We start from the raw sequence: 23,756 nt of genomic DNA, 5'->3' as shown, positions 1-23,756 counted from the left end.
CATGCCTGAACAACTGCTTTACGCGATGGAGGTCTCGCTCAACGGCCTCATGGCGGGGATCATGTATGCGCTGGTCGCGCTGGGTTTCGTGCTGATCTTCAAGGCGAGCGGCATCTTCAACTATGCGCAGGGCGTGCTGGCGCTGTTCGCCGCGCTGACGCTGGTCGGGCTGCAACAGGGGCAGGTGCCGTTTGCCCATGTGATCAACGCGATCTTCGGCACCGACCTGCACCACTTCGGCTGGCAACTGCCGGGGCTGGTGGCGATTGCGCTGACGGCGCTGGTGATGGTGGGGCTGGCGATCCTGATCGAGCGGCTGATCCTGAAACATCTGGTCAATCAGGCGCCGATCATCCTGTTCATGGCGACCATTGGTCTGGCCTATTTCCTGGAGGGTCTGGGCGATGTGATGTGGGGCGCCGACATCAAGAAGCTGGATGTCGGGCTGCCGCAGGGCATTTCGGAAATGATCGACACCTTCACCTTCAACCTGTTCGGCTATGGCTTCTTCATCGACCGGCTGGACATCGTGGCCGCCGTGGTGGCGACGGCGCTGGTGGCGGCCCTGACGGCCTTTTCGCAATATACCAAATACGGCCGGGCGCTGCGGGCGGTGGCGGATGACCATCAGGCGGCGCTGTCGGTCGGCATCTCGCTGCGCTTTGTCTGGGTGCTGGTCTGGTCGATTGCCGGGTTCGTGGCGCTGGTGGCCGGGATCATGTGGGGGTCGAAATCCGGCGTGCAGTTCAGCCTGAGCCTGATCGCGCTGAAGGCGCTGCCGGTGCTGATGCTGGGCGGCTTCACCTCGATCCCCGGCGCGATTGTCGGCGGGCTGATCATCGGCATGGGCGAGAAGCTGTTCGAGTTCTTCGCCGGCCCGATGATCGGCGGCGCGACCGAGAACTGGTTTGCCTATGTGCTGGCGCTGGTCTTCCTCGTCTTCCGGCCGCAGGGGCTGTTTGGCGAGCGCATCATCGAGAGGGTTTGAGGATGCGCGTGTGGCTGACAACGGATTGGGGGCCAGCCCCGTCGCCAATTGGGCTTGAACCAATGGCGCACAATTGGCGACCCCCGGGATATTTTTGCCAAGATGAAATGAAGAAGGCGGGAGGGCGAGGCTGATGTTTTATCGTGAGGCGGGGGAGTTCAAGACCTCCTATGTGGATGACAGCCAGACCTTTCCGATCAAGTTCGACCGGATGCGCTATTATGCGGTGCTGGTGATCGGCTTCGGGATCATCCCGTTTGTCATCAATGATTACTGGGCCAATGCGGTGTTCGTGCCCTTCCTGATCTATGCGATTGCGGCGATCGGGCTGAATATCCTGACGGGCTATTGCGGGCAGGTGTCATTGGGCACGGGCGGGTTCATGGCGGTGGGGGCCTATGCCTGCTACAAGCTGATGACCGCGTTTCCGGGGATGCCGATCCTGGTGGATGTGCTGCTGGCCGGGGCGGTGACGGCGGGGGTGGGCGTGCTGTTCGGCCTGCCCAGCCTGCGGATCAAGGGGTTCTATCTGGCGGTGGCAACGCTGGCCGCGCAGTTCTTCCTTGTCTGGCTGTTCAACAAGGTGCCGTGGTTTTACAACTATTCGGCCTCGGGGCAGATCACCGCGCCGGAGCGCACGATGTTCGGCATCGCGGTGACCGGGGCGAATACGCCGGCCTGGGCCAAGTATCTGTTCTGTGCGGTGGTGCTGTTCCTGCTGGCCTGGCTGGCGCGCAATCTGACGCGCGGCACGGTGGGGCGCAAATGGATGGCGATCCGCGACATGGACATCGCCGCCGAGATCATCGGGGTGAACCCGCTGACCACCAAACTGTCGGCCTTTGCGGTGAGTTCGTTCTTCATCGGGGTCGCGGGGGCGCTGTTCTTCGCCGTCTATCTGGGGGCTGCGGAGGTGGGCGAGGCTTTCGGCATCCAGAAAAGCTTTCTGATCCTGTTCATGGTGATCATCGGCGGCCTGGGCAGCCTGTTCGGCAGCTTTGCCGGGGCGGCGTTTCTGGTGCTGTTGCCGGTGCTGCTGAAGAACGTGCTGGTGGAGGGGATGGGCTGGCCCACCGATCTGGCGGCGCATGTGGAACTGATGATCGTCGGCGCGCTGATCATCGTCTTTCTGATCCTTGAACCGCATGGGCTGGCACAGCTTTGGCGGGTGGCGAAGGAGAAGCTGAGGCTCTGGCCCTTCCCGCATTGAGGTGGGGCCGGAGGACGGGAGATGGCTGCGCGGGCGGGAGGCGCGCGCGGCGCAACAAGACCAAACGGGAGGAACGAGAATGAAGAAGACCTTCACGATGCTGGCGGTGGCGGCCCTGACCGCAGCGGCGGCGGCGCCTGCGATGGCCGATCTGGTGGTGCCGAACCTGAGCTATCGCACCGGGCCTTTTGCGGCGGGGGGCATCCCCTATGCTGACGGGTTCAACGATTACTTCACCCTGCTGAACGAGCGCGACGGCGGCATCGGCGGCGAAAAGGTGCAGGTGCCGGAATGCGAGACCGCCTATAACACCGAGAAGGGCGTGGAGTGCTATGAGGCCACCAAGGGCACCGGCGCGCTGGTCTACAACCCGCTGTCCACCGGCATCACCTATCAGCTGATCCCCAAGGTTTCGGCCGATGGCATCCCGCTTTACACCCCCGGCTACGGGCGCACCTCGGCGGCCAATGGCAAGGTGTTTGAATGGGTGTTCAACTATCCGGCCAACTATTGGGATGGCGCCTCGGTGGCGGTGAAGCACCTGCTGGAGATGAATGGCGGCGATCTGAACGGCAAGAAGGTGGCACTGCTGTATCACAACTCGGCCTATGGCAAGGAACCGATCCGCACGCTGCAGGAACTGGCCAAGAAGCATGGTTTCACGCTGGCCGAACTGCCGATCGACAGCCCCGGCCAGGAGCAGAAGAGCCAGTGGTTGCAGGTGCGCCGCGACAAGCCGGATTATGTGCTGTTCTGGGGCTGGGGGGTGATGAACTCTGTCGCCATTCAGGAAGCCGCCAACATCCGTTTCCCGATGGAGAATTTCATCGGCATCTGGTGGTCGGGGTCTGAAAATGACGTGATGCCGGCGGGCGATGGCGCCAATGGCTACAAATCGCTGACCATGCACGGCGTGGGGATGGATTACCCGGTTTATGCCGACCTGAAGAAATATGTCTATGACGCGGGCAAGGCCAGCGGCGCGGGCGATCAGGAAGGCTCGGTCATCTATTCGCGCGGCATGTATGCGGCGATGGTGATCGCCGAGGCGATCCGCAAGGCGCAGGAAATCCACGGCACCGCGGCGGTGAATGCCAAGCAGGTGCGCGACGGGTTCGAGCAACTGGAAATCACCGAAGCGCGGATGGCCGAATTGGGCCTGCCGAATTTCGGCCAGCCCTTCGCGGCCTCTTGCGCCGATCACGGTGGGCCGGGGGCTGCGATGATCCAGCAATGGGATGCGGCGGCGAAGAAGTGGAACCTCGTGACGCCGTTCATCGCCCCGGATGACGAGGTGCTGGTGCCGCTGGTGATGGAGGATTCGGCTGCCTTCGCCGCCGAAAACAAGATCACCGAACGCTGCAACTGAGACGGACCGGAGGCCCCTTTCGGGGGGCCTCTCCCACACGCGCCCAGAGGCCAGAGCCATGCTTGATGCGACCCAATTTTCCGACCGCCCGGGCGAGACCCTGCTGGAGGTCAACAATATCGAGGTGATCTACAACCATGTGATCCTCGTGCTGAAAGGCGTGAGCCTGAGCGTGCCGAAAGGCGGCATCACCGCGCTGCTGGGCGGCAATGGTGCGGGCAAGACGACCACGCTGAAGGCGGTGTCGAACCTGCTGCATTCGGAACGCGGCGCGGTGACCAAAGGCTCGATCCTGTATCGCGGCGACCGGGTGCAGGATCTGAACCCGTCGGAGCTGGTGAAGCGCGGGGTGATTCAGGTGATGGAGGGGCGGCACTGCTTTGAACACCTGACGGTGGAGGACAACCTGCTGACCGGCGCCTATACGCGCACCGATGGCAAGGGCGCGATCGCGGCCGATCTGGAGATGGTCTACAATTACTTCCCGCGCCTGCGCGAGCGGCGCAAGAGCCAGGCCGGCTATACCTCGGGCGGCGAGCAGCAGATGGTTGCCATGGGGCGCGCGCTGATGTCGCGGCCGGAAATGATCCTGCTGGACGAGCCTTCGATGGGGCTGGCGCCGCAACTGGTGGAGCAGATCTTCGAGATCGTGCGCGCGGTGAATGCGGGCGAGGGCGTGACCTTCCTGCTGGCGGAACAGAACACCAATGTGGCGCTGCGCTATGCCCATACCGGCTATATTCTGGAAAGCGGCCGGGTGGTGATGGAGGGCAGCGCGCAGGAACTGCGCGAGAACCCGGATGTGAAGGAATTCTACCTCGGCATGTCGGACAAGGGGCGCAAGTCGTTCCGCGACGTGCGGTCCTATCGCCGCCGCAAGCGGTGGCTGGCATGAGGGAGGGCAGGGCCATGACGCATTTCGATGCTTTGGAAACCCGCTCTGCCGATCAGCGTGAGGCGGATCTGGCGCGCGATCTGCCGCGGCTGATCGCCCATGCGCAGACCAGCCCGGCGATGGCGGTCAGTCTGGCGGGGGTGGAGGCGGCGGCGATCACTTCGGCGGCGGCGCTGGCGGGGTTGCCGGTGATCCGCAAGGCCGATCTGAGTGCGGCGCAGAAGGCGCATCCGCCGCTGGGGGGCTTTCTGCCTGCGGGCGGGCGCTATGACCATGTGTTCCAGTCGCCGGGGCCGATCTACGAGATCGGCGGCATGGGGCAGGATTGGTGGCGGATGGGGCGGTTTCTGCATGCCTGCGGCGTGGGGCCGGGGGACATCGTGCAGAACTGCTTTGGCTATCACCTGACGCCTGCCGGGATGATCTTTGAATCCGGCGCGCGGGCGGTGGGGGCGGCGGTGCTGCCTGCGGGCACCGGGCAGACCGATCTGCAGGTGCGCGCCGCGGTGGATATCGGCACCACCGCCTATTGCGGCACACCGGATTACCTGAAGGTGATTCTGGATCGTGCGGATGAACTGGGCGAGCGGCTGCGCTTTACCCGCGCGGCGGTGGGCGGCGGCGCGCTGTTCCCCAGTCTGCGCCGCGAATATGCGGATCGCGGCATCCTGACGCTGCAATGCTATGCCACGGCGGATCTGGGCAATATCGCCTACGAATCCGAGGCGATGGAGGGGATGATCCTCGACGAGGGCGTGGTGGTGGAAATCGTGCGCCCCGGCACCGGGATTCCGGTGCCGATGGGCGAAGTGGGCGAGGTGGTGGTGACCACGCTGAACCGCGATTACCCGCTGGTGCGCTTTGCCACCGGCGATCTGTCGGCGCTGATGCCGGGGCAATCGCCCTGCGGGCGCACCAATCTGCGGATTCGCGGCTGGCTGGGCCGGGCGGATCAGACCACCAAGATCAAGGGCATGTTCGTGCGCCCCGAACAGGTGGCGGAATTCGTGGCGCGCCACGAAGAGGTTGCCCGCGCCCGCGTCATCGCCACGCGCGAGGGCGAGATGGATGCGATGACGGTGCAGGTGGAAAGCCGCGCGTCCAACCCGGCGCTCTATGAAGGCTCGGTGCTGGAGGTGCTGAAACTGCGCGGCAAGGTGGAGATCGTGACCCCCGGCACCCTGCCCAATGACGGCAAGGTGATCGAGGATCGCCGCACCTATGGCTGACGCCGGGTGCTGAGACAGAATGTCGCAGAATCCGCTGGATTGCTGCGACATTCTGCCCCATGCTGCAAAGGCGCGCGGTTTTGGGAGGAACCTCATGAACAAACTTGTGGCCATTCTGTGTGTCGTCAGCTGGTCGGGCTTCTGGGCCTTCGGCTATCTCGCCTTGTCGGCGGGCATTGCGGAGGACAGCCAGATGGTGATCGCCGCGCTGCTGGCCACGGTCGGCTTCTTCACCGGCATGGTGACCTGGCTGAAACTGGCCCGCGATCCGCATCCGCTGCCGCAAAGCTGATCCCCTGCGGCTTCATCCTGGCAAAAATACTCCCGCCGGAGGCGCCTGAGGCGATCCGGGCTTGCCCGGTCGCCGAGGCAAAAGTCGTGCGCGCCTGCAAGGCGCGCGCAGCTGGATTTCTGGCTTAGCCCTTCAACTCTTCGGTCAGGCGGATTGCGCCGGGGCTGCCGCGCAGTTTCGCGCGGTAGATCACCAGCGATTCCGCCACGCGCATCACATAGGTGCGGGTTTCGGTGAAGGGGATCATCTCTACCCAATCCACCACATCCACCTCGGGGCGGCGCGGGTCGCCGAATTCGGTGATCCAGCGGCGTGGGCGGCCGGGGCCTGCGTTATAGCCCGAGGCGACGAGTGCGACCGAGGGGCCGAATTCCGCAACCAGTTGCGCCAGATAGGCGCTGCCCAGACGGGCGTTGAAGGTGGGGTCGGTGGTCAGGCGCCCGACCTCGAACCCCAGCCCCTGATCGGTGGCCATGCGTTTGGCGGTTTCCGGCATCAGTTGCATCAGCCCGCGCGCCCCGGCGGGGCTGCGGGCGGCGGGATCGAATTCCGATTCGCGGCGCGAGATGGCAAGGGCGAGGGCGCGCGATACGGCCAGCCCGTCGCTGGGCACCAGATCGGGCAGGGGGAAATAGGCTTCGGGCAGGATCACCCCGCGTTCGGCCCCCTGTTTGGCCAGCAGCAGGGCGATATGCGGCTCGCGGATCTGCAGGGCAAGATCGGCGAGGCTGGCCAGATCCTCGGGTGGCAGCGGTTCGGCCAGATGCAGGAAGAACCGCTTGGCCAGCGTGCGATTGCCGGATTTCACCAGCAGCAGCCCGGCTTCCAGCACCGAGGAGCGGGCGAAGCCGCGTTTGCGCCAGTCGCGCGCATCCAGCGGGGCCAGCAGGGCGGCATCCAGCGGCTGGCCCAGCTTTTCGGCGGCAAGCTGGCCGTAATAGGCGGTCTGGTGGCGGGCGGCGGCGCGGTAGGCGGTCTGGGCGGCGGCGGCATCGCCTGCGGCCTCCAACGCGCGGGCCTGCCAGTATTTGGCGCGGCTGACCGAGATCGGCGTGGCGACGGCCTGTTCCAGATGGCGGAAATGGGTCAGCGCGGTCTGCGGATCGGACAGGCGGCGCAGGGCGATGAAACCGGCCAGAAACTCCAGATCGGCATAATCGCCGCCTTCGGTCAGTTGATGGCGGGCGGCGATGCGGTAGGCGAGTTTGGCATTGCCGTCGCGCAGCATCTGGCGGGCCAGTTGCGCGCGGCGTTTGGCCCAGGCCTCGGGCTGGCCCAGCAGATCGGCGCTGGCGGAGTGATCCAGCATCAGGGCCGCCGCATCGGGCCACAGATCCTTGGCGACGCGCCAATCCATCCGCGCCTGTGCCAGCAGCGGATGGCGCGCCAGCGCGCCGGGCACCGCCTCGACCAGCGCGGTGACGCCGGTGGTGCGATCCATCAGGGCGAGGCGGGCGCGGGCGAGGGCGGCCCAGTTTTCGGGCACGCGGGGCAGCAGGCGCTGCGCCTCGGCGGTTTCTCCGGCCCAGAGCAGGGCGGCGAGCCGGTCTTCGTTCAGCTCTTTCAGGCCGGGATAGAGCGCGAACAGCGCGGCCTCGTCTGCGGCGGAGAAGGGCAGGGCGGTCCAGGCGCGGCGGGCCTCGGCCTCGGCTTCGGCCAGGCGGCCCTTGGCGCGCAGGGCGCGGATCACCGCCAGTGACCCGGTGCCGGTCTGCGGCAGGGTGGGGCCGAAATAGGCCAGCACCCGGTCGGGCGTGGTGGAGCGGGCGGCGGCGGCTTCGCCCTTTTCGCGCAGATAGGGCAGGCCGGGCCAATCAGGGTGGCGGGACAGGAACCCTTCATAGTCCGTCAGGGTGCCGACCCCGGCGCGCAGGCGTTGCCATTGGATGATGTCGGCGCCGACGGCGCTGGAGCTTTGGGCGAGGGTGAGCGCCGCGTCCCAGTCGCCGCGATTGGCTTGTGCCTGCGCCTGTCGCAGCGCGGTTGCGGGATCGGCGGCGGCGGGCGGGGCCGCCAGCAGCAGGATCGGGACGAGGGCGAGGGCAAGGCGGCGCAGCAGGGACATGGGCGTGAGGGTGCCGGAATGTGGCGGCGCTGGCAACTCACATGGATGATAGATCCGCAAGGCGATGGCGGAACTTGGCAAGCGACCGCTGGCCCGTTAGAGAGGCCGGGGTTCAACGGGCGAGTCTGCCCCAGCTTCAGGAGATGCGTGTCATGTTCAAAGGGTCCATGCCTGCCCTTGTCACGCCGTTCAAGAACGGCGCTGTGGATGTGGAGACGCTGAAGAAGCTGGTGGAATGGCATATTGCCGAAGGCAGCAGCGCGATTGTGCCGGTGGGCACCACGGGCGAAAGCCCGACGCTGAGCCATGAGGAACATGGCCGGGTGATCGAGATCGTGGTGCAGACCGTGGCGGGCCGGGTGCCAGTGATCGCGGGCGCCGGATCGAACGCCACCGCCGAGGGCATCGGGCTGGTGCAGCACGCCGAGAAGGTGGGCGCCGATGCCGCGCTGGTGGTGACGCCCTATTACAACAAGCCGACGCAGGCCGGGATGATCGCGCATTACACCGCGCTGCACGAGGCGAGCAGCCTGCCGATCATCATCTACAACATTCCGGGCCGGTCGGTCGTGGACATGACGCCGGACACCATGGGGCAGTTGGCCAAGCTGCCGCGCATCATCGGCGTGAAGGATGCCACCGGCAAGATCGAGCGCGTGTCGATGCAGCGCGCCACCTGCGGCGCCGATTTCATCCAGCTTTCGGGCGAGGATGCCACCGCGCTGGGCTTCAACGCGCATGGCGGTGTGGGCTGCATTTCGGTGACGGCGAACGTGGCGCCCCGGCTGTGTGCCGAGTTCCAGGCGGCGACGCTGGCGGGCGATTATGCCAAGGCGCTGGACTATCAGGACCGGCTGATGCCGCTGCATGAGGCGATCTTCATCGAGCCGGGGCTGGTGGGCGCGAAATACGGCTTGTCGCTGCTGGGGCTGTGTTCCGAGGAGGTGCGGCTGCCGCTGGTCGGGTTGACCGACGGGACCAAGGCGCGCATCAAGGCGGCGATGGAGTTCGCGGGGATCTTGTGAAAGAGGGGGGCTGTCTGCCCCCCACGGTGCCTGCGGCACCTCCCCCCGAGGATATTTGGGCCAAGATGAAAGGGGGCACGGGCGATCCGGGCCCCCGCTTTCTGCCGGAGGATGCGATGACCGACAATCTGCGCGGCAGTCTGTTCATGGTGCTGGCCATGCTGGGCTTTGCCGTCGAGGACGTGCTGTTGAAGCGGGTCGCGGCGGGCGGCGTGCCGGTGGGCGAGATTCTGATCTTTTTCGGCGGCGGCGGGATGCTGTTGTTTGCCGCGCTGACAAAGGCGCAGGGGCAGGCCTTGTGGCATCCGGCAGTGCTGGCGCCGCGGATGCTGATGAAGGCCGGGTTCGAGGTGTTGGGGCGGCTGTTCTACACGCTGGCCATTGCCTATACCGCGCTGTCGAGCGCCAGTGCGATCTTGCAGGCCACGCCTTTGGTGGTGGTGGCGGGGGCGGCGCTGATCTTTGGCGAGAAGGTCGGCTGGCGGCGCTGGGCGGCGATTCTGATCGGGTTGGCCGGGGTGCTGGTGATTCTGCGGCCGGGGCTGGAGGGGTTTACTGCCGCCTCGTTGCTGGCGGTGGCGGGGCTGATCGGCTTTGCGGGCCGCGATCTGGCGACGCGGGCGGCGCCGCGGGTGTTGAGCAATTTCCAGCTGGGGATTTACGGCTTTGCCGCCATGGTGCCGACCGGCATCGGCTTGCTGATGTGGCAGGGCGGCGCGGTGATGCCGGGGGCGGCGGCCTTTGCGATGCTGGCAGGGGCGGTGGTTGTGGGGGTGGCGGCCTATTGGGCGCTGACCGTGGCGATGCGCACCGGCGAGGTGAGCGTGGTGACGCCGTTCCGCTATACAAGGCTGGTATTCGCGCTGGTGCTGGGCGTGCTGGTGTTTGGCGAGCGGCCCGATGCGATGACGCTGATCGGGTCGGCCATCGTGGTGGGGGCGGGGATCTACACCTTGCTGCGCACGCGGAATGTGCAGCGGGGGCGGGTGCAGCCGCGCGGCTGAGCCTCAGGGCAGGGTGCGGGAGCGGACCTGCCCGAGACGGACATGGCGCAGCGCCTCGACCAGCAGGGCGGTGAACAGGCCGAAATTCAGCAGGCCATTGGCGGCGGCCATGCCAGCCAGCAGCCGCCATTGATGCGGCAGCAGCACATCGCCGAAGCCCAGCGTGGTGAAGGTGACCAGCGAGAAATAGACCGATTCCTCCAGCGTGGGAAAGACACCGAGGCCGAGGAAGGCGAAGGCCCAGAGCCAGACACCCGCCGTGATGGAGCCCAGCACCCAGAGCGAGACGCCGGTGATGACCAGCATCAGTTTCGGCCGGTGCGGTTCGGTGACAAGCCAGCGGTGCAGGCGGGTCAGCGCCAGTTCGATCATCAGCGCCGAAAAGGCACCGATCAGGATCGAGACCAGCAGAAGGGCGGTGCCGAGGGCGATCTGCGTGAACATGTGGCCTCCTCCGGTTCGAGTGATGCCACGGCGGGCGGGGGGCGGGAAAGAGGCTGATCTGGACTTTCGCGCGCGGCTCGCCTATCTCGGTCCGATCATGGCCAAGAAATCCGATCCCAATTCCAAGCTGATTGCCGAAAACCGCCGCGCGCGTTTCGACTACCATATCGAAAGCGATCTGGAGGCGGGAATCATGCTGTATGGATCGGAGGTCAAATCGCTGCGGCAGGGCGGATCCAACCTGGGCGAAAGCTATGCCAGTGTGGAGGGCGGCGAGCTGTGGCTGATCAACAGCTATATCGCGCCTTACCGCGAGGCCAAGACCTTTGGCCATGAGGAGCGGCGGCGGCGCAAGCTGCTGGTGTCACGCAAGGAGCTGAGCCGGTTGTGGAATGCCACGGCGCGCGAGGGCATGACCATCGTGCCGATGAGCTGGTATTTCAACGATCGCGGGCTGGTGAAGATCAAGCTGGGCGTGGCCAAGGGCAAGAAGCTGGCCGACAAGCGGGCGACCGAGGCCAAGCGCGACTGGGATCGCCAGAAGCAGCGGCTGCTGAAACAGAACGGTTGAGCGGTTCGCAGGGCGGCTGGGCCTTGCTTGCGGCGGCGTGTCTGGGGTAAGCCGGGCGAAGCCTCGCAGGAGCCTTTGCCATGACCGTCTTCCCGGATGATCCGAAAACGCTGGTGTCCACCGACTGGCTTGCTGCCCATCTGAAGGACCCCGATCTGCGGGTTCTGGATGCCAGCTGGCACATGCCCGATGCCGGGCGCGATGCGCAGGCGGACTATGCGGCGGGGCATATCCCCGGCGCGCGCTTCTTTGACATTGACGAGATCAGCGACCTGCGGTCGGACCTGCCGCATATGGCGCCGCCGGTGGAGAAATTCATCAGCCGGATGCGGGCGATGGGCGTGGGCGACGGGCATCAGGTGGTGGTCTATGACACGGCGGGGCTGTTTTCGGCGGCGCGGGTGTGGTGGCTGTTCCGGCTGATGGGCAAGACCGATGTCGCGGTGCTGGATGGCGGCTTGCCGAAATGGCGGGCCGAGGGGCGCGAGATCGAGGACATGCCGCCGATGGTACGCGACCGCCACATCACCGTCAGCCGTCAGGCCGGGCTGGTGAAGGATGTGACGCAGGTCGCCCATGCCAGCAAGCTGGGGCAGGCGGAGATCATCGACGCGCGGTCGGCCCCGCGGTTCAAGGGCGAGGTGGCCGAGCCGCGGCCGGGCCTGCGGTCGGGGCATATTCCGGGGTCGAAGAACGTGCCGTTCGGCGAGGTGCTGAACGCGGATGGCACGATGAAAGACGTGGCCGGGCTGCGCGCCACCTTTGCGGCGGCGGGCGTCGATCTGGGCAAGCCTGCGATCACCACCTGCGGGTCGGGGATCACGGCGGCGGTGCTGGCGCTGGCGCTGGAGCGGATCGGGCACCGGAACTGGGCACTTTATGACGGATCGTGGGCCGAGTGGGGCATGTATGACGATCTGAAGGTCGCGAAAGGGTAAGCGATGCTGGAAGCACTGAAGGCGCAGCCGCAGGACAAGATTCTGCAGCTGATTGCGATGTTCCGCGAGGATGCGCGCACGGGCAAGATCGACCTCGGGGTGGGGGTCTACAAGGATGCGACGGGGCTGACGCCGGTGATGCGGGCGGTGAAGGCGGCCGAGAAGAAGCTGTGGGAGGTGGAGACCACCAAGACCTATACCGCGCTGGCGGGCGAACCTGCCTATAACGCGGCGATGCAGGGGCTGATTCTGGATGGCGCGGTCGATGCCGCGCGGCTGTCTTCGGTGTCGACCCCCGGCGGGACCGGCGCGATCCGGCAGGCGCTGGAACTGGTGAAGCTGGCCGCCCCGGCGGCAAAGGTGTGGATTTCGCTGCCGACCTGGCCGAACCATCCGTCGATCATCAAGTATCTGGGCATCCCGATGGCGGAATACCGCTATTTCGACGCGGTGTCGGGCGGGGTGGATTTCGACGGGCTGATGGAGGATCTGGGCCGGGTGATGGCGGGCGATGTGGTGTTGCTGCATGGCTGCTGCCACAACCCGACGGGCGCCAATCTGAACGCCGATCAATGGGGCAAGGTCTGCGATTTGCTGGCCGAACGTGGCGCGGTGCCGCTGGTCGATCTGGCCTATCAGGGCTTTGGCGACGGGCTGGAGGCGGATGCGCAGGCGACGCGGCTGGTGGCCTCGGGCTTCCCCGAGGTGCTGATCGCGGCGTCGTGCAGCAAGAATTTCGGGATTTATCGTGAGCGGACCGGGATTCTGATCGCCATTTCCAAGGATGCCGAGGCGGCGGTGATCACGCAGCAGAACCTCGCCTTCCTGAACCGGCAGAATTACAGCTTTCCGCCAGATCACGGCGCGCGGCTGGTGACGATGATTCTGGGCGACGCGGCGCTGCGGGCCGACTGGATGGCGGAGCTGGAGGAGGTGCGGCAGAACATGCTGGGCCTGCGTCAGGCGCTGGCCGAGGCGCTGCGGGCCGAGACGAACAGCGACCGGTTCGATTTCGTGGCGCAGCATCGCGGCATGTTCTCGCGCCTTGGGCTGAGCGAGGCGCAGGTGGTGCGGCTGCGTGAGGACTACGGTATCTACATGGTGGGCGACAGCCGCATCAACATTGCCGGGCTGAATGCGCAGACGGTGCCGGTGCTGGCGCGGGCGGTGGCTTCGGTCCTGTAAGCGCCGTCTTTCGGTGGAATGAAAAAGGCCCGGACCGCAAGGTCCGGGCCTTCTGGTTTGCACTGCCCGGGGGAGGACGCCGGGAGGCGCAAGGGGCGGATCGGCGCGAACCGATCCGCCGGGAGGCTTACATGTAGTAGGCGCGTTCGCCGTGTTCCGCGATGTCGAGACCTTCGCGTTCCACTTCGGCCTTCACGCGCAGGCCGATCGTCATGTCCACCAGCTTGTAGAGGATGAACGAGCCGACGCCCGAGAAGATCACCGTGAAGATCACGGCCTTGATCTGCGCCATGACCGCGGTCGAGAACACATAGTCGGCCACCAGCAGCGAGCCCGGCTGGGTCAGGTAATCCGGGATACCGGCGCCGCCGAGGGCGGGGTTCACCAGAATGCCGGTGGCGATGGCGCCGATGATGCCGCCGATGCCGTGGACACCGAACACGTCGAGGCTGTCATCCAGTTTGAAGGCGTTCTTGGCATAGGCCACGAACAGGAAGCAGAGCACACCCGCGACGAGGCCGAGCACGATCGAACCCATCGGGCCAGCGAAGCCAGCGGCGGGGGTGATCGCGACCAGACCGGCCACCACACCCGACACGAGGCCGAGCAGCGAGGGTTTGCCCTTCATCGCCCATTCGATGAACATCCACGCCACGCCGCCAGCGCAGGCTGCGACGAAGGTGTTCACGATGGCCAGCGAGGTGATCGCGTTGGATTCGAGGTTGGAACCGGCATTGAAGCCGAACCAGCCGACGAACAGCAGCGAGGCGCCGATCATCGTCATGGTCAGCGAGTGCGGCGCCATGGATTCCTTGCCATAGCCGATCCGCTTGCCCATCACGATGCAGCCGATCAGGCCGGCAACACCGGCGTTGATATGCACCACGGTGCCGCCCGCGAAGTCCAGCGCGCCCCAGTTCCACAGCAGGCCATTGGCGCCCAGATTGGCGGCAGCGGCTTCGGCAGCGGCGGTATCACCCGCAGCTTCGGCGATGAGCTTGGCGGTCTGTTCCTGTGCGAGGAAGTCCGGGCCGCCCCACCACCAGACCATGTGGGCCATCGGGAAGTAGATCAGCGTGACCCAGAGGATGCAGAACACCAGCAGGGCCGAGAATTTCACACGCTCGGCAAAGGCGCCGACGATCAGCGCCGGGGTGATGCAGGCGAAGGTCATCTGGAAGGCGATGAAGGTGAATTCCGGCAGGTAGACGCCGTTGGTGAAGGTGGCGACCTTGGAGTTGATGTCCACACCGGCGAGGAACATCTTCGAGAAGCCGCCGACATAGGCGTCAAGGCTGCCGCCATAGGTGAAGGCCATCGAGTAGCCATAGGTCACCCAGATGATGGCGACGACGGCGCAGATCGCGAAGACCTGGGTCAGCACCGAAAGCATGTTCTTCGTGCGCACCAGACCGCCGTAGAACAGCGCAAGGCCCGGCACGGTCATCAGCAGGACGAGGACGGTCGAGATCGACATCCAGGCCACGTCGCCGTTGTTCACGCTCTGCTCGAAAGTATAGGGGGCGAGCGGTGCGGCTGCCTCCTGACCCCAGGCGGGCAGGGCGGCAAGAGCGCCAAGCGCCCCGAGCCCAGAGAGTTTCGTCAGTGATTTCATGGTTTTCTGTTCCCCTTCCAGCCTTTTCTCAGAGCGCGTCGTCGTTGGTTTCGCCGGTGCGGACCCGCACGGCCTGTTCCACGTCGAGCACGAAGATCTTGCCGTCGCCGATCTTGTCCGTGCGAGCCGTGCTGCGGATGGTTTCGACAACCTGATCCGCGAGGCTGTCGGGCACGACGACCTCGAGCCGGACTTTCGGCACGAAGTTCACGGCATATTCGGCACCGCGATAGATTTCGGTATGGCCGGACTGCGAGCCGAACCCCTTGATTTCGGTCACCATCATGCCGCGCACGCCGATGGTGGTCAGCGCCTCGCGGACCTCCTCCAGCTTGAACGGCTTGATTGCTGCGATGATCAGTTTCACGTGCGTCCCCTTCTTCTGGCAGACGGCCCACTACGGGGCCTTGCGTCGTCAAGAAGGCGGGCAATGCGCGATCAGCACAAGTTTTCAGCATGTGCCCGGCGGCACCGCTTTGCCGCAACTGCATGGTGAGGGTAAAATTTATGCGATACGATTAAATATTGTGCGACATGCGATTGCGAATCGCGGGAGTGAAGGCTCCACTTTCGGTGCAAGGCGCGGTAGGATTCCGGCAAAACAATGACCAGAGAACGGGCGTATCGGGCATGAGCGGAACTGGAAAGCGGTCTGCACCGCTGACGGCAGACAGGCGATATCCGGCTTCGGGCGGACGTGGCGGCAGTGGCGGCGGCAGTGGCGGCGGGAAGGGCGGCGGCGGTGTGCCGCCCAGAAAGCCCACGCCGACGAAAAAACCGGCATCCGCGCGCAAAGCCCCTGCGAAAGCCGCAAGCGGCACGGCGCGGCCGGGGCTGATCCGCGGGTTCCTGTTCGGCATGGTGTTCGGGCTGGTGGCGCTGGTGTGGCGAATCGTCTGGGGCATTGGCTGGCGGGTGGCGGCGGTGCTGGGGCTGGTGGTGTTCGGCGCCACATTCTTTTTCATGCAGCAATTGCCGCCGGTGTCGGATCTGGTGGATGCGCGGGCGCGCGGATCGGTCACGCTGCTGGACCGCGACGGGCAGGTTTACGCCTGGCGGGGCGAAACCTTCGGCGGCATGATCACCTCGGACACGGTATCCGAGCATCTGCGCAATGCGGTGGTGGCGACCGAGGACAAGCGGTTCTACGGCCATTTCGGCATCTCGCCGCGCGGCATTGCCAGCGCGGTGCGCATCAACCTTGCTGAAGGGCGTGGCCCGCTGGAAGGCAACGGCGGATCGACCATCACGCAGCAGGTGGCGAAACTGCTGTGTCTGGGGGTCGCCTATGACCCCAAGGTCTGGAAGAGCGAATCGGAGTATGAGGAGGATTGCCGCGGCGGCGGCGTGTGGCGGAAGGTGAAGGAGATCCCGTTCTCTTTCGCGATGGAATGGAAATATACCAAGGCCGAAATCCTGACGATCTATTTCAACCGGGCCTATCTGGGTGCAGGCGCGCGCGGGTTCGAGGCGGCGGCGCAGCGCTATTTCGGCAAATCGGCCAAGGACGTGAACCCGGCCGAGGCGGCGATGCTGGCGGGGTTGCTGAAGGCACCGTCGCGCTATGCCCCGACCAACAACCTCAAACGCGCGCAGGACCGGGCGAATGTGATCATCGGGCTGATGGAGGAGCAGGGCTTTCTGACCGCAGCGCAGGCCGAGGATGCGCGCGCCCATCCGGCGCAACTGTCGGAAGCGGCGTCGAAGAACGCGGGCGGGTTCTTTGCCGACTGGGTGATGGAGGCGGGCCCGGCCTTCCTGACCAGCGAGACGACCGAGGATGTGACCATCCGCACCACGCTGGACCAGCAGATCCAGCGGCAGGCGGAAGAGGCGCTGCAATATGTGTTCGATACCAAGCTGAAAGAGGGCAGTCAGGCGCAGGCGGCGATTGTGGTGATGAGCGCGGACGGCGCCGTGCGCGCCATGGTCGGCGGGCGGCGGATCGCGGCAGCGGGCAGTTTCAACCGCGCGACGCAGGCGCTGCGCCAGACCGGATCGGTGTTCAAACCCTTCGTCTATGCGGCGGCGCTGGATCTGGGCTACAGCCCGGCGGATTATGTGGAAGACAAGCCGCTGACCTTGAACATCAAGGGCTCCGGCCCCTGGACTCCGGTGAACTATGACAAGGAGTTCAAGGGGCTGGTGACGCTGACCCAGGCCTTGCAGGAAAGCCGCAACATCCCGGCGGTGCGGATCTCCGAGGCGGTGGGGCGCAAGGTGGTGCGGCAGGTTGCGGCGGATTTCGGGGTGAAAAGCGATCTGGCCGCGGGGCCGGCGCTGGCCTTGGGCGCCAGCGAAAGCACGCTGCTGGAGATGACCGGAGCCTATGCCGGGATCCTGAATGGCGGCTCGTCGGTGAAACCCTATGGGCTGGTCAGCCTGAAGCTGCAGGGCGACGAGACCGAACTGATCGGGCAAAGCGGCGGCATCGGCGAGCGGGTGATCAGCCAGGATGCGGCAGAGCTGCTGACCTATATGCTCAGCCAGGTGGTGGAGCGTGGCACCGGGCGCCGGGCGCGGCTGGACGGGCGCGAGGTGGCGGGCAAGACCGGCACCACCAATGCGGCGCGGGATGCCTGGTTCATCGGCTTTTCGGCGCAATATGTGGTGGGGGTCTGGATGGGCTATGACGACAACCGCCCGCTGGCCGGGGTGACGGGGGGCGGCCTGCCCGCCGATATCTGGCGCGAGGTCATGGTGCGGGTGCACAAGGGCGTGCCGCCCGAGCCGCTGCCGATGATCGTGCCGCAATGGCGCGCGCCGCCGGTGATGGGCGGCGGGGCGGCGGCCTCGTCGGCCAATGTGCCGGTGGCTCCGGCTGCGGCAGGAGCGCCCGCGCCCAAGCCCGCGCCGAAACCGTCCGCCTCGGGCGATCCGTTGCAGGATGCGCTGAAAGAGGCGCTGGGCGGCTGACGCGCTACTGGAAGAAGCGCAGCACCAGCGGCGCGAGGAAGGCGGTCAGCACGGCGTTCAACCCCATGCCGAGGCCCGCAAAGGCCCCGGCCTTGGGATGCACCTGAAAGGCGCGCGCCGTGCCGATGCCATGCGCCGCAACGCCGGTGGCAAAGCCGCGCGCCCGCCAGTCGCGGATGCGCAGCAGGTTCAGCAGCGGCGTGGTGCAGATCGCGCCGATGATCCCGGTCAGGATCACCAGCACGGCGGTCAGCGTGGGCGAGCCGCCCAGCCGGTCGGAAATCCCCAGCGCCACCGGCGCCGTGGCCGATTTCGGCGCCAGCGAGGCCAGCACCGCGCCGCGCACCCCCAGCGCATGGGCAATGGCCAGCGCCGAGATGACGGCGGTCGCCGATCCGGCCAGCAGGGCGGCCAGCAGCGGCAGCGCCGCGCGCTTCACCTGCGGCAGGTTGTCCCACAGCGGCAAGGCCAGCGCCACGGTGGCGGGGCCCAGCAGGAAATGCACGAATTGCGCACCCTCGAAATAGGTCGCATAGGCGGTGCTGGTGGCCTGCAACAGCAGCGCCAGCAGCAGAACCGCGATCAGCACCGCATTGACATAGGGCTTGCGCCCCGAGGCGCGGAAACAGGCGTCGCCGATGGCATAGGCGACCAGCGTCGCGGTCAGCCACAGCAGCGGGCCTTCGGCCAGATAGGACCAGATCTCGGCGAAATCCCTCATGCTTCCGGCTCCTCGCTGCCCATCAGCCGGGCGACGGCGGTGAAGGCCAGCGCCCCTGCCGCGATGGCCAGCAGGGTGGAAAAGACCAGCGCCAGCAGGATCGCCACGCCCTGTGCCGCGATCTTGTCCAGATGCCCGATCACCCCGGTGCCCGCGGGCACGAACAGCAGCGACAGATGCCCCAGCAGCCCCTGCGCCAAGGGCCGCACCACATCGACCAGCCGGGGCACCAGCGCGAAGCCAAGGATCAGCAACAGCATCCCCAGCACCGGGCCGGGCAAAGGCAGCCCCAGCGCGCGGCTGAGGGTTTCGCCCGCGAGTTGCGACAGAAGCAGGGTCAGAAGGGCAGGGATCATGGCAGTCTCCGGGGTTTGCTGCCGCCAACCTGCGCCAAAGCCCGCGCCTTGCAAAGCCCGCTTCCCTCAAAGCCTGCTGCTCTTGGCCCTTGCCGCTTCATCCTGGCAAAAATACTCCGGGGGAGTCGCGCAAGGCGCGACGGGGGCAGCGCCCCCGCTTACGTCACCGCCTTGCGGAAGGTGAAACTGGTGGGCCGGTCAAAGCCCGGATGCGCCGTCTCGCCCGTCTTGATGAAACCCAGCGCCGCGAAGGTCGCGTGGTTTTCGACCAGCTCCACCCGCACCTGCAATTCCAGCGCCGCCAGCCCCATCTGCCGGGCGCGCAAGTCCGCCAGCGCCACCAGCCGCCGCGCCAGTCCGCGCCGCTGCTGCCCGGCTGCCGTGGCCAGCTTGCCCAGATACAGCGCATCCGCCTTGCGGGTCAGGAACAGGCAGGCCTCGGGGGTCTCGCCGATCAGCCAGACCTCGCCCTCTGTCGCCTGTTGGCGGATGTCGTCTTCGGTCAGCCGCAGCATCGACGAGGGCGGGTCGATCCGCCCCTCCATATAGGCAAAGGCGCTGCGGATCAGCGCCAGCACCGGGGCGGGGTCGTCCTGCGCGCGCAACTGATGGGGGGGCGGGTCGGCCAGATGCAGCCAGGGCAGGCGCTCGTCGGTATGGACCTGCATGTCGGGGCGGTAATCTTCGGGCCGGTCCAGCGTGGCGACATGCAGGTGAATCTCGCCGGGATAGCGGGTGGCGCGGAAGGCCAGCGGGCTGCCGCAATGGCCGCAGCGATCCCAGAAGGTGCCGGGGCTGGTGGAATGCGACAGGCGCGGCGGGCCTTCCCATGTGGTGGCGGTGACATCGGCGCCCAGATAGCTGGCCATCGGCGCGCCGGTGGCGCGGCGGCAACTGTCGCAATGGCAAAAGGCACACCACAGCAGCGGGGCGGTGATGCGGTAGCGGGTGGCGCCGCACAGGCAGCGACCAGTGATCGGCAGCGAGAGGCTCATGGCGCGAGTGTTGCGCGCGGCGGAGCAACGCGTCAATGGTGGGGCGGTTGACTCGGGCGCCGCAATTCCCGACGATAGCCGCCCTTGGGGGATGGCCTGCTTGCGGTTTACACGGCTCAGACTGAACGGTTTCAAAAGTTTCGTCGATCCGACGGAACTGGCGATCCATGACGGGTTGACCGGCGTGGTGGGGCCGAACGGCTGTGGCAAATCCAACCTGCTGGAAGCGTTGCGCTGGGTGATGGGCGAGAATCGCCCGACCGCGATGCGCGGCGGCGGGATGGAGGATGTGATCTTCGCCGGGGCCGCCAGCCGGGGCGCCCGCCACTTTGCCGAGGTGGCGCTGGTCATCGACAACAGCGAAAGGTTGGCGCCGTCCGGGTTCAACGATCAGGACCAGTTGGAAATCACCCGCCGGATCACCCGCGATGCCGGATCGGCCTACAAGGCGAACCAGCGTGATGTACGGGCGCGCGATGTGCAGATGCTGTTCGCCGATGCCTCTACCGGGTCGCAATCGCCCGCGCTGGTGCGGCAGGGGCAGATTTCGGAACTGATCAACGCCAAGCCCAAGGCGCGGCGGCGGATTCTGGAAGAGGCGGCGGGGATCTCGGGCCTGTATCAGCGGCGGCACGAGGCCGAATTGCGGCTGAGTGCGACCGAAGCGAACCTGCTGCGCGTCGATGATGTGCTGGAAGGGTTGGCGGGGCAGTTGGCCACGCTGGCGCGGCAGGCGCGGCAGGCGGCGCGCTATCGCGAGATCGGCGAGGAATTGCGCCGGGCCGAGGGGATGTTGCTGTATCGGCGCTGGCGCGAAGCCGATCAGGCGCGGGCCGAGGCGGAGGAAACCCTGCGCGCCCGGCTGCTGGTCGCGGCGGCGGCGGAACGCGCGGCGCGCGAGGCCGGGCAGGGGCGCGAGGCGGCAGAGGCCGCCTTGCCGCCCAAGCGCGAGGAAGAGGCGATTGCCGGGGCGGTGTTGCAGCGCCTGGCGGTGCAGCGCGACGCGCTGACCGATCAGGAGGCGCGGGCGCGGCAGGTGATCGACACGCTGCATGGCCGTATCGCGCAACTGACCCGCGATCTGGAGCGGGAGGCCGGGCTGAACCGCGACGCGGGCGAGACGATTGCCCGGCTGGATTGGGAACTGGCGCAACTGGTCAAGGCACATGAGGGCCATGACGACCGGCTGGCCGAGGCGCAAGAGCTGGCCCGGGCCGCAGCGGCGGAACTGAGCGCCGCCGAGGCACAGTTGAGCGAGTGCACCGAAGATGTGGCGCGGCTGGCGGCGCGGCACCAGTCGGCGCAGCGTCTGCTGGGCGATACGCGGGCGGTGCTGGAGCGGGCGGAGGCCGAATCCTCACGTGCCCGCGATATGGTGGAGGGGGCGGGCGAAGCGCTGGAGCGCGCCGCCGAGGCGCAAGAGGGCGCGCAAGAGGCGCAGGAGGCGGCGCTGGCGCTGGCCGAGGCGGCGGAAGAGGCGCTGGCGATGGCCGAGGAGGCCCGCGCCGAGGTGCAGAGCCGCGAGGCCGAGGCGCGCGCCGCGCGATCTGCCGCCGAGGGCGAGGCCAATGCGCTGCGCGCCGAGGTGCAGGCCCTCGCCCGGCTGGTGGCGCGCGAGGCGCTGGCCGGGGCGCAACTGCTGGACCGTTTGACGGTGCAGCCGGGCTATGAGGCGGCCTTGGGCGCGGCGCTGGCCGATGATCTGCGCGCGCCGGAACTGGCCGAAGGCGCGCGCTCGGGCTGGGCCTTGCTGCCCCTCTATGCCGAAGATCAACCCTTGCCGGAAGGGGTGCAGCCTTTGGCCGGGTTTGTCACGGCGCCTGCGGTGTTGCAGCGGCGGATCGCGCAGATCGGGCTGGTGGAACCGGCGCAGGGCCGCGCCTTGCAGGCGGCGCTGCGGCCCGGCCAGCGGCTGGTCAGCCTTGCGGGCGATCTGTGGCGCTGGGACGGGTTCTGCGCCGGGGCGGAGGATGCGCCCTCGGCTGCCGCGCTGCGGTTGGTGCAGTTGAACCGGCTGGTGCAGGTGAAGCGCGATCTGGAGGAGGTGGCGGCGCGGGCCGAAGGGGCGCGGCAGGCGCATGAGGCCCTGCAGGCGCGGCTGGCCGATCTGGCGCGGGCCGATCAGATGGCGCGCGAGGCGCGGCGTGCGGCGGATGCGCGGGTGACCGAGGCCGGGCGGGCCCTGGCGCGGGCCGAGGCGGATCGTTCCATCGCCGGGGGCAAGCTGGAGGCGGCGCGGCTGGCCGTGGCGCGGTTCGAGGACGAGGCGCAGGCGGCGCGGCTGCGGCTGGCCGAGGCGGCGGCGGGGGCCGAGGGCTTGGGCGATCTGGAGGCCGCACGCACCGGGGTCGAGGGGTTGCGGCAGGCGGTGGAGGGCGCGCGGGGCGCCATGATGACCCGCCGGTCGGCGCAGGATGAGGTGCGGCGCGAGGGCGAGGCGCGGGTGCGGCGGCGGCAAGAGGTGGTGAAAGAGCTGTCAGGCTGGCGCCACCGGCTGGACACCGCCGAAAAGCGCAGCGCCGAACTGGCGGACCGCAAGGCGGAAACCGAGGAAGAACTGGTCGAGGCCAGCGCCGTGCCGGAAGAGATCGCCATCCAGCGCGAAGATCTGGCCGAGGCGATGGACGCCGCCGAGGACCGCCGCGCCCGCGCTGCCGAGGCGCTGGCCGGGGCAGAGGGCGTGCTGCGTGCTGCGCAGGCGGCAGAGCGCGAGGCGGAACGCGCGGCGGGCGAAGCGCGCGAGGCGCGGGCGCGGGCCGAGGCGCGGGCGGATGCCGCGCGCGAGATGGTCGCCGCCGCTGCCGAGCGTATTCGGGAAGACACCGAACTGGCGCCGGGCCAGTTGCTGGACCGGCTGAAGGCCGATCCTGCGGCCATGCCCTCGGTCGATCAGCTTGACGCCGATGTGACCCGCCTGAAGCGCCAGCGCGAGGCGCTGGGCGCGGTGAACCTGCGGGCCGAGGAAGACGCCAAGACGGTGCAGACCGAACATGACACGCTGTTGCAGGAAAAGCTGGATCTGGAGGAGGCGGTGAAACGCCTGCGCGCCGGGATTGCGGGCCTGAACCGCGAGGGGCGCGAGCGGTTGCTGACGGCGTTCGAGCAGGTCAACGGATCGTTCGGGACGCTGTTCACCCATCTGTTCGGTGGCGGCGAGGCGCGGCTGGTGCTGGTGGAATCCGACGATCCGCTGGAGGCCGGGCTGGAAATCATGTGCCAGCCGCCGGGCAAGAAACTGGCGGTGCTGAGCCTGCTGTCGGGCGGCGAACAGACGCTGACCGCGCTGGCGCTGATCTTCGCGGTGTTCCTCGCCAACCCCGCGCCGATCTGCGTGCTGGACGAGGTGGATGCGCCGCTGGACGATGCCAACGTGACCCGGTTCTGCGACCTGCTGGACGAGATGACCCGACGCACCGAGACCCGCTTTCTGATCATCACCCACCATGCGGTGACCATGGCGCGGATGGACCGGCTGTTCGGCGTGACGATGCAGGAACAGGGGGTCAGCCAGTTGGTGAGCGTGGATCTGAAAAAGGCCGAGGCTTTGGTGGCATGACGGCAGAGGACGTGGCGCAGGCGCTGAAGACCGCCGGATTTTGCGGCATCGAGGCCGATCAGGGCACCGTCTACGCCCGCGTCGTGCCGCAGGCGCCCGAGTTCCGGGTAGAACCCGGCGACGGCGGCTGGTGGCTGGTGCTGCCCTGGAACGTCACCCCCCCGCCCGAGGCGCTGGCGCTGTGGAACGCCCGGATGGGCGCGGCGCGAATGGCGGTGCAGCAAGGCGAGGCCCGGCTGGTGATGCCCTTCGCCGGGCCGGAGGTGCTGCCGCGCTGGGCGGCGCTGGCCGGGGAAGCGGAGGCGCTGTTCGTGGCGTGGCGGCGGGGGAGACGGGATGTGGAGGGGATGTGAGGGGGCGGTCCATCCGTTGCAGCCTATGG

Annotated in this window: 21 protein-coding genes and 1 pseudogene; 14 read left to right on the top strand and 8 right to left on the bottom strand. The window is 67.2% G+C overall.

The window, feature by feature from the left end; all coding sequences use genetic code 11:
* Window position 1 precedes the first annotated feature (1 nt).
* The 6 genes from BMX43_RS02605 (at window position 2) to BMX43_RS02580 (ending at window position 5,983) form a co-directional block, all read left to right on the top strand.
* Window positions 2-988: a branched-chain amino acid ABC transporter permease gene (locus BMX43_RS02605; RefSeq protein WP_091296329.1), complete on the top strand. Its 987-nt coding sequence runs from the start codon at window positions 2-4 to the stop codon at window positions 986-988.
* A gap of 133 nt (window positions 989-1,121) precedes the next feature.
* Window positions 1,122-2,198, top strand: a complete 1,077-nt coding sequence (locus BMX43_RS02600; RefSeq protein ID WP_091296326.1) for a branched-chain amino acid ABC transporter permease — start codon at window positions 1,122-1,124, stop codon at window positions 2,196-2,198.
* Between the two features lie 79 nt (window positions 2,199-2,277).
* Window positions 2,278-3,567 carry an ABC transporter substrate-binding protein gene (locus tag BMX43_RS02595; protein ID WP_091296323.1) on the top strand — a complete coding sequence of 430 codons (1,290 nt, stop codon included), beginning with the start codon at window positions 2,278-2,280 and terminating at the stop codon, window positions 3,565-3,567.
* Between the two features lie 58 nt (window positions 3,568-3,625).
* Window positions 3,626-4,462: an ABC transporter ATP-binding protein gene (locus BMX43_RS02590; RefSeq protein WP_091296320.1), complete on the top strand. Its 837-nt coding sequence runs from the start codon at window positions 3,626-3,628 to the stop codon at window positions 4,460-4,462.
* Between the two features lie 14 nt (window positions 4,463-4,476).
* Window positions 4,477-5,691 (top strand): phenylacetate--CoA ligase family protein, encoded by a 1,215-nt coding sequence (locus BMX43_RS02585; RefSeq protein WP_091296317.1) that lies wholly within the window; start codon window positions 4,477-4,479, stop codon window positions 5,689-5,691.
* Between the two features lie 94 nt (window positions 5,692-5,785).
* Complete coding sequence (locus BMX43_RS02580; RefSeq protein ID WP_139201514.1) at window positions 5,786-5,983, top strand: hypothetical protein; 198 nt, start codon at window positions 5,786-5,788, stop codon at window positions 5,981-5,983.
* A 124-nt stretch (window positions 5,984-6,107) separates the two neighbouring features.
* Here BMX43_RS02580 and BMX43_RS02575 read toward each other — a convergent pair whose 3' ends face one another.
* The gene (locus BMX43_RS02575; RefSeq protein ID WP_091296311.1) at window positions 6,108-8,048 is read right to left on the bottom strand and encodes a lytic transglycosylase domain-containing protein; all 1,941 of its coding nucleotides are present in this window, start codon (window positions 8,046-8,048) and stop codon (window positions 6,108-6,110) included.
* Between the two features lie 152 nt (window positions 8,049-8,200).
* Between BMX43_RS02575 and dapA the strand changes: the two genes are divergently transcribed.
* On the top strand, window positions 8,201-9,073 hold the full coding sequence (gene dapA / locus BMX43_RS02570) for a 4-hydroxy-tetrahydrodipicolinate synthase (protein WP_091296308.1): 873 nt from the start codon (window positions 8,201-8,203) through the stop codon (window positions 9,071-9,073).
* Window positions 9,074-9,189: 116 nt separating this feature from the next.
* Complete coding sequence (locus tag BMX43_RS02565) at window positions 9,190-10,077, top strand: DMT family transporter (protein WP_091297115.1); 888 nt, start codon at window positions 9,190-9,192, stop codon at window positions 10,075-10,077.
* Window positions 10,078-10,080: 3 nt separating this feature from the next.
* Here BMX43_RS02565 and BMX43_RS02560 read toward each other — a convergent pair whose 3' ends face one another.
* A complete protein-coding gene (locus BMX43_RS02560; RefSeq protein ID WP_091296305.1) occupies window positions 10,081-10,521 on the bottom strand; it encodes an ion channel in 441 nt (146 codons plus the stop codon).
* 97 nt (window positions 10,522-10,618) lie between these two features.
* Here BMX43_RS02560 and smpB point away from each other — a divergent pair, with 97 nt between their 5' ends.
* The 3 genes from smpB to BMX43_RS02545 all read left to right on the top strand — a co-directional run bounded on the left by smpB (window position 10,619) and on the right by BMX43_RS02545 (window position 13,215).
* Window positions 10,619-11,092 carry an SsrA-binding protein SmpB gene (gene smpB / locus BMX43_RS02555; RefSeq protein WP_091297111.1) on the top strand — a complete coding sequence of 158 codons (474 nt, stop codon included), beginning with the start codon at window positions 10,619-10,621 and terminating at the stop codon, window positions 11,090-11,092.
* Between the two features lie 80 nt (window positions 11,093-11,172).
* The gene (sseA, locus tag BMX43_RS02550; RefSeq protein WP_091296302.1) at window positions 11,173-12,030 is read left to right on the top strand and encodes a 3-mercaptopyruvate sulfurtransferase; all 858 of its coding nucleotides are present in this window, start codon (window positions 11,173-11,175) and stop codon (window positions 12,028-12,030) included.
* Window positions 12,031-12,033: 3 nt separating this feature from the next.
* A complete protein-coding gene (locus BMX43_RS02545) occupies window positions 12,034-13,215 on the top strand; it encodes an amino acid aminotransferase (RefSeq protein WP_091296299.1) in 1,182 nt (393 codons plus the stop codon).
* A gap of 127 nt (window positions 13,216-13,342) precedes the next feature.
* On the opposite strand, the gene BMX43_RS02540 is transcribed toward BMX43_RS02545, so the two are convergent.
* Together BMX43_RS02540 and BMX43_RS02535 are read right to left on the bottom strand one after the other, a co-directional pair.
* The gene (locus BMX43_RS02540) at window positions 13,343-14,830 is read right to left on the bottom strand and encodes an ammonium transporter (RefSeq protein ID WP_091296297.1); all 1,488 of its coding nucleotides are present in this window, start codon (window positions 14,828-14,830) and stop codon (window positions 13,343-13,345) included.
* Window positions 14,831-14,858: 28 nt separating this feature from the next.
* On the bottom strand, window positions 14,859-15,197 hold the full coding sequence (locus BMX43_RS02535; protein ID WP_091296293.1) for a P-II family nitrogen regulator: 339 nt from the start codon (window positions 15,195-15,197) through the stop codon (window positions 14,859-14,861).
* Between the two features lie 263 nt (window positions 15,198-15,460).
* Here BMX43_RS02535 and BMX43_RS02530 point away from each other — a divergent pair, with 263 nt between their 5' ends.
* A complete protein-coding gene (locus BMX43_RS02530; RefSeq protein WP_091296291.1) occupies window positions 15,461-17,746 on the top strand; it encodes a transglycosylase domain-containing protein in 2,286 nt (761 codons plus the stop codon).
* A gap of 4 nt (window positions 17,747-17,750) precedes the next feature.
* Here BMX43_RS02530 and BMX43_RS02525 read toward each other — a convergent pair whose 3' ends face one another.
* The 4 genes and pseudogenes from BMX43_RS02525 to BMX43_RS20350 all read right to left on the bottom strand — a co-directional run.
* Window positions 17,751-18,467: an LrgB family protein gene (locus tag BMX43_RS02525; protein WP_091296288.1), complete on the bottom strand. Its 717-nt coding sequence runs from the start codon at window positions 18,465-18,467 to the stop codon at window positions 17,751-17,753.
* Window positions 18,464-18,823: a CidA/LrgA family protein gene (locus BMX43_RS02520; RefSeq protein WP_091296284.1), complete on the bottom strand. Its 360-nt coding sequence runs from the start codon at window positions 18,821-18,823 to the stop codon at window positions 18,464-18,466. The genes BMX43_RS02525 and BMX43_RS02520 overlap by 4 nt, the downstream gene beginning before the upstream one ends.
* Before the next feature lie 158 nt (window positions 18,824-18,981).
* Window positions 18,982-19,368, bottom strand: coding sequence for a GNAT family N-acetyltransferase (locus tag BMX43_RS20110; protein ID WP_245749366.1), 387 nt, complete (start codon window positions 19,366-19,368; stop codon window positions 18,982-18,984).
* A gap of 117 nt (window positions 19,369-19,485) precedes the next feature.
* A pseudogene (locus BMX43_RS20350) lies at window positions 19,486-19,818 on the bottom strand (GFA family protein); the annotation flags it as partial.
* Window positions 19,819-19,918: 100 nt separating this feature from the next.
* Here BMX43_RS20350 and smc point away from each other — a divergent pair.
* Together smc and BMX43_RS02505 are read left to right on the top strand one after the other, a co-directional pair.
* Window positions 19,919-23,374, top strand: a complete 3,456-nt coding sequence (gene smc / locus BMX43_RS02510) for a chromosome segregation protein SMC (protein ID WP_091297105.1) — start codon at window positions 19,919-19,921, stop codon at window positions 23,372-23,374.
* Complete coding sequence (locus BMX43_RS02505; RefSeq protein WP_091296278.1) at window positions 23,371-23,727, top strand: hypothetical protein; 357 nt, start codon at window positions 23,371-23,373, stop codon at window positions 23,725-23,727. Before smc ends, BMX43_RS02505 begins: the two co-directional genes overlap by 4 nt.
* Window positions 23,728-23,756 lie beyond the last annotated feature (29 nt).

It is taken from the genome of Gemmobacter aquatilis (genome assembly GCF_900110025.1).
GTDB lineage: Bacteria > Pseudomonadota > Alphaproteobacteria > Rhodobacterales > Rhodobacteraceae > Gemmobacter > Gemmobacter aquatilis.
The sequence above is the reverse complement of the archived record's forward strand: the minus strand, read 5'-3'. Positions and strand labels throughout refer to the sequence as shown.

Excerpts from the sequence above, each read along its gene's own strand:
- BMX43_RS02560 (WP_091296305.1), bottom strand. The coding sequence starts at position 10,521 with ATGTTCACGCAGATCGCCCTCGGCACCGCCCTTCTGCTGGTCTCGATC.
- BMX43_RS02525 (WP_091296288.1), bottom strand. The coding sequence starts at position 18,467 with ATGAGGGATTTCGCCGAGATCTGGTCCTATCTGGCCGAAGGCCCGCTG.
- BMX43_RS20110 (WP_245749366.1), bottom strand. The coding sequence starts at position 19,368 with ATGGAGGGGCGGATCGACCCGCCCTCGTCGATGCTGCGGCTGACCGAA.
- BMX43_RS02565 (WP_091297115.1), top strand. The coding sequence starts at position 9,190 with ATGACCGACAATCTGCGCGGCAGTCTGTTCATGGTGCTGGCCATGCTG.
- BMX43_RS02575 (WP_091296311.1), bottom strand. The coding sequence starts at position 8,048 with ATGTCCCTGCTGCGCCGCCTTGCCCTCGCCCTCGTCCCGATCCTGCTG.
- BMX43_RS02590 (WP_091296320.1), top strand. The coding sequence starts at position 3,626 with ATGCTTGATGCGACCCAATTTTCCGACCGCCCGGGCGAGACCCTGCTG.
- BMX43_RS02605 (WP_091296329.1), top strand. The coding sequence starts at position 2 with ATGCCTGAACAACTGCTTTACGCGATGGAGGTCTCGCTCAACGGCCTC.
- BMX43_RS02520 (WP_091296284.1), bottom strand. The coding sequence starts at position 18,823 with ATGATCCCTGCCCTTCTGACCCTGCTTCTGTCGCAACTCGCGGGCGAA.
- BMX43_RS02580 (WP_139201514.1), top strand. The coding sequence starts at position 5,786 with ATGAACAAACTTGTGGCCATTCTGTGTGTCGTCAGCTGGTCGGGCTTC.
- BMX43_RS02540 (WP_091296297.1), bottom strand. The coding sequence starts at position 14,830 with ATGAAATCACTGACGAAACTCTCTGGGCTCGGGGCGCTTGGCGCTCTT.
- BMX43_RS02530 (WP_091296291.1), top strand. The coding sequence starts at position 15,461 with ATGAGCGGAACTGGAAAGCGGTCTGCACCGCTGACGGCAGACAGGCGA.
- smpB (WP_091297111.1), top strand. The coding sequence starts at position 10,619 with ATGGCCAAGAAATCCGATCCCAATTCCAAGCTGATTGCCGAAAACCGC.
- dapA (WP_091296308.1), top strand. The coding sequence starts at position 8,201 with ATGTTCAAAGGGTCCATGCCTGCCCTTGTCACGCCGTTCAAGAACGGC.
- BMX43_RS02505 (WP_091296278.1), top strand. The coding sequence starts at position 23,371 with ATGACGGCAGAGGACGTGGCGCAGGCGCTGAAGACCGCCGGATTTTGC.
- sseA (WP_091296302.1), top strand. The coding sequence starts at position 11,173 with ATGACCGTCTTCCCGGATGATCCGAAAACGCTGGTGTCCACCGACTGG.
- BMX43_RS02600 (WP_091296326.1), top strand. The coding sequence starts at position 1,122 with ATGTTTTATCGTGAGGCGGGGGAGTTCAAGACCTCCTATGTGGATGAC.
- BMX43_RS02585 (WP_091296317.1), top strand. The coding sequence starts at position 4,477 with ATGACGCATTTCGATGCTTTGGAAACCCGCTCTGCCGATCAGCGTGAG.
- BMX43_RS02595 (WP_091296323.1), top strand. The coding sequence starts at position 2,278 with ATGAAGAAGACCTTCACGATGCTGGCGGTGGCGGCCCTGACCGCAGCG.
- BMX43_RS02545 (WP_091296299.1), top strand. The coding sequence starts at position 12,034 with ATGCTGGAAGCACTGAAGGCGCAGCCGCAGGACAAGATTCTGCAGCTG.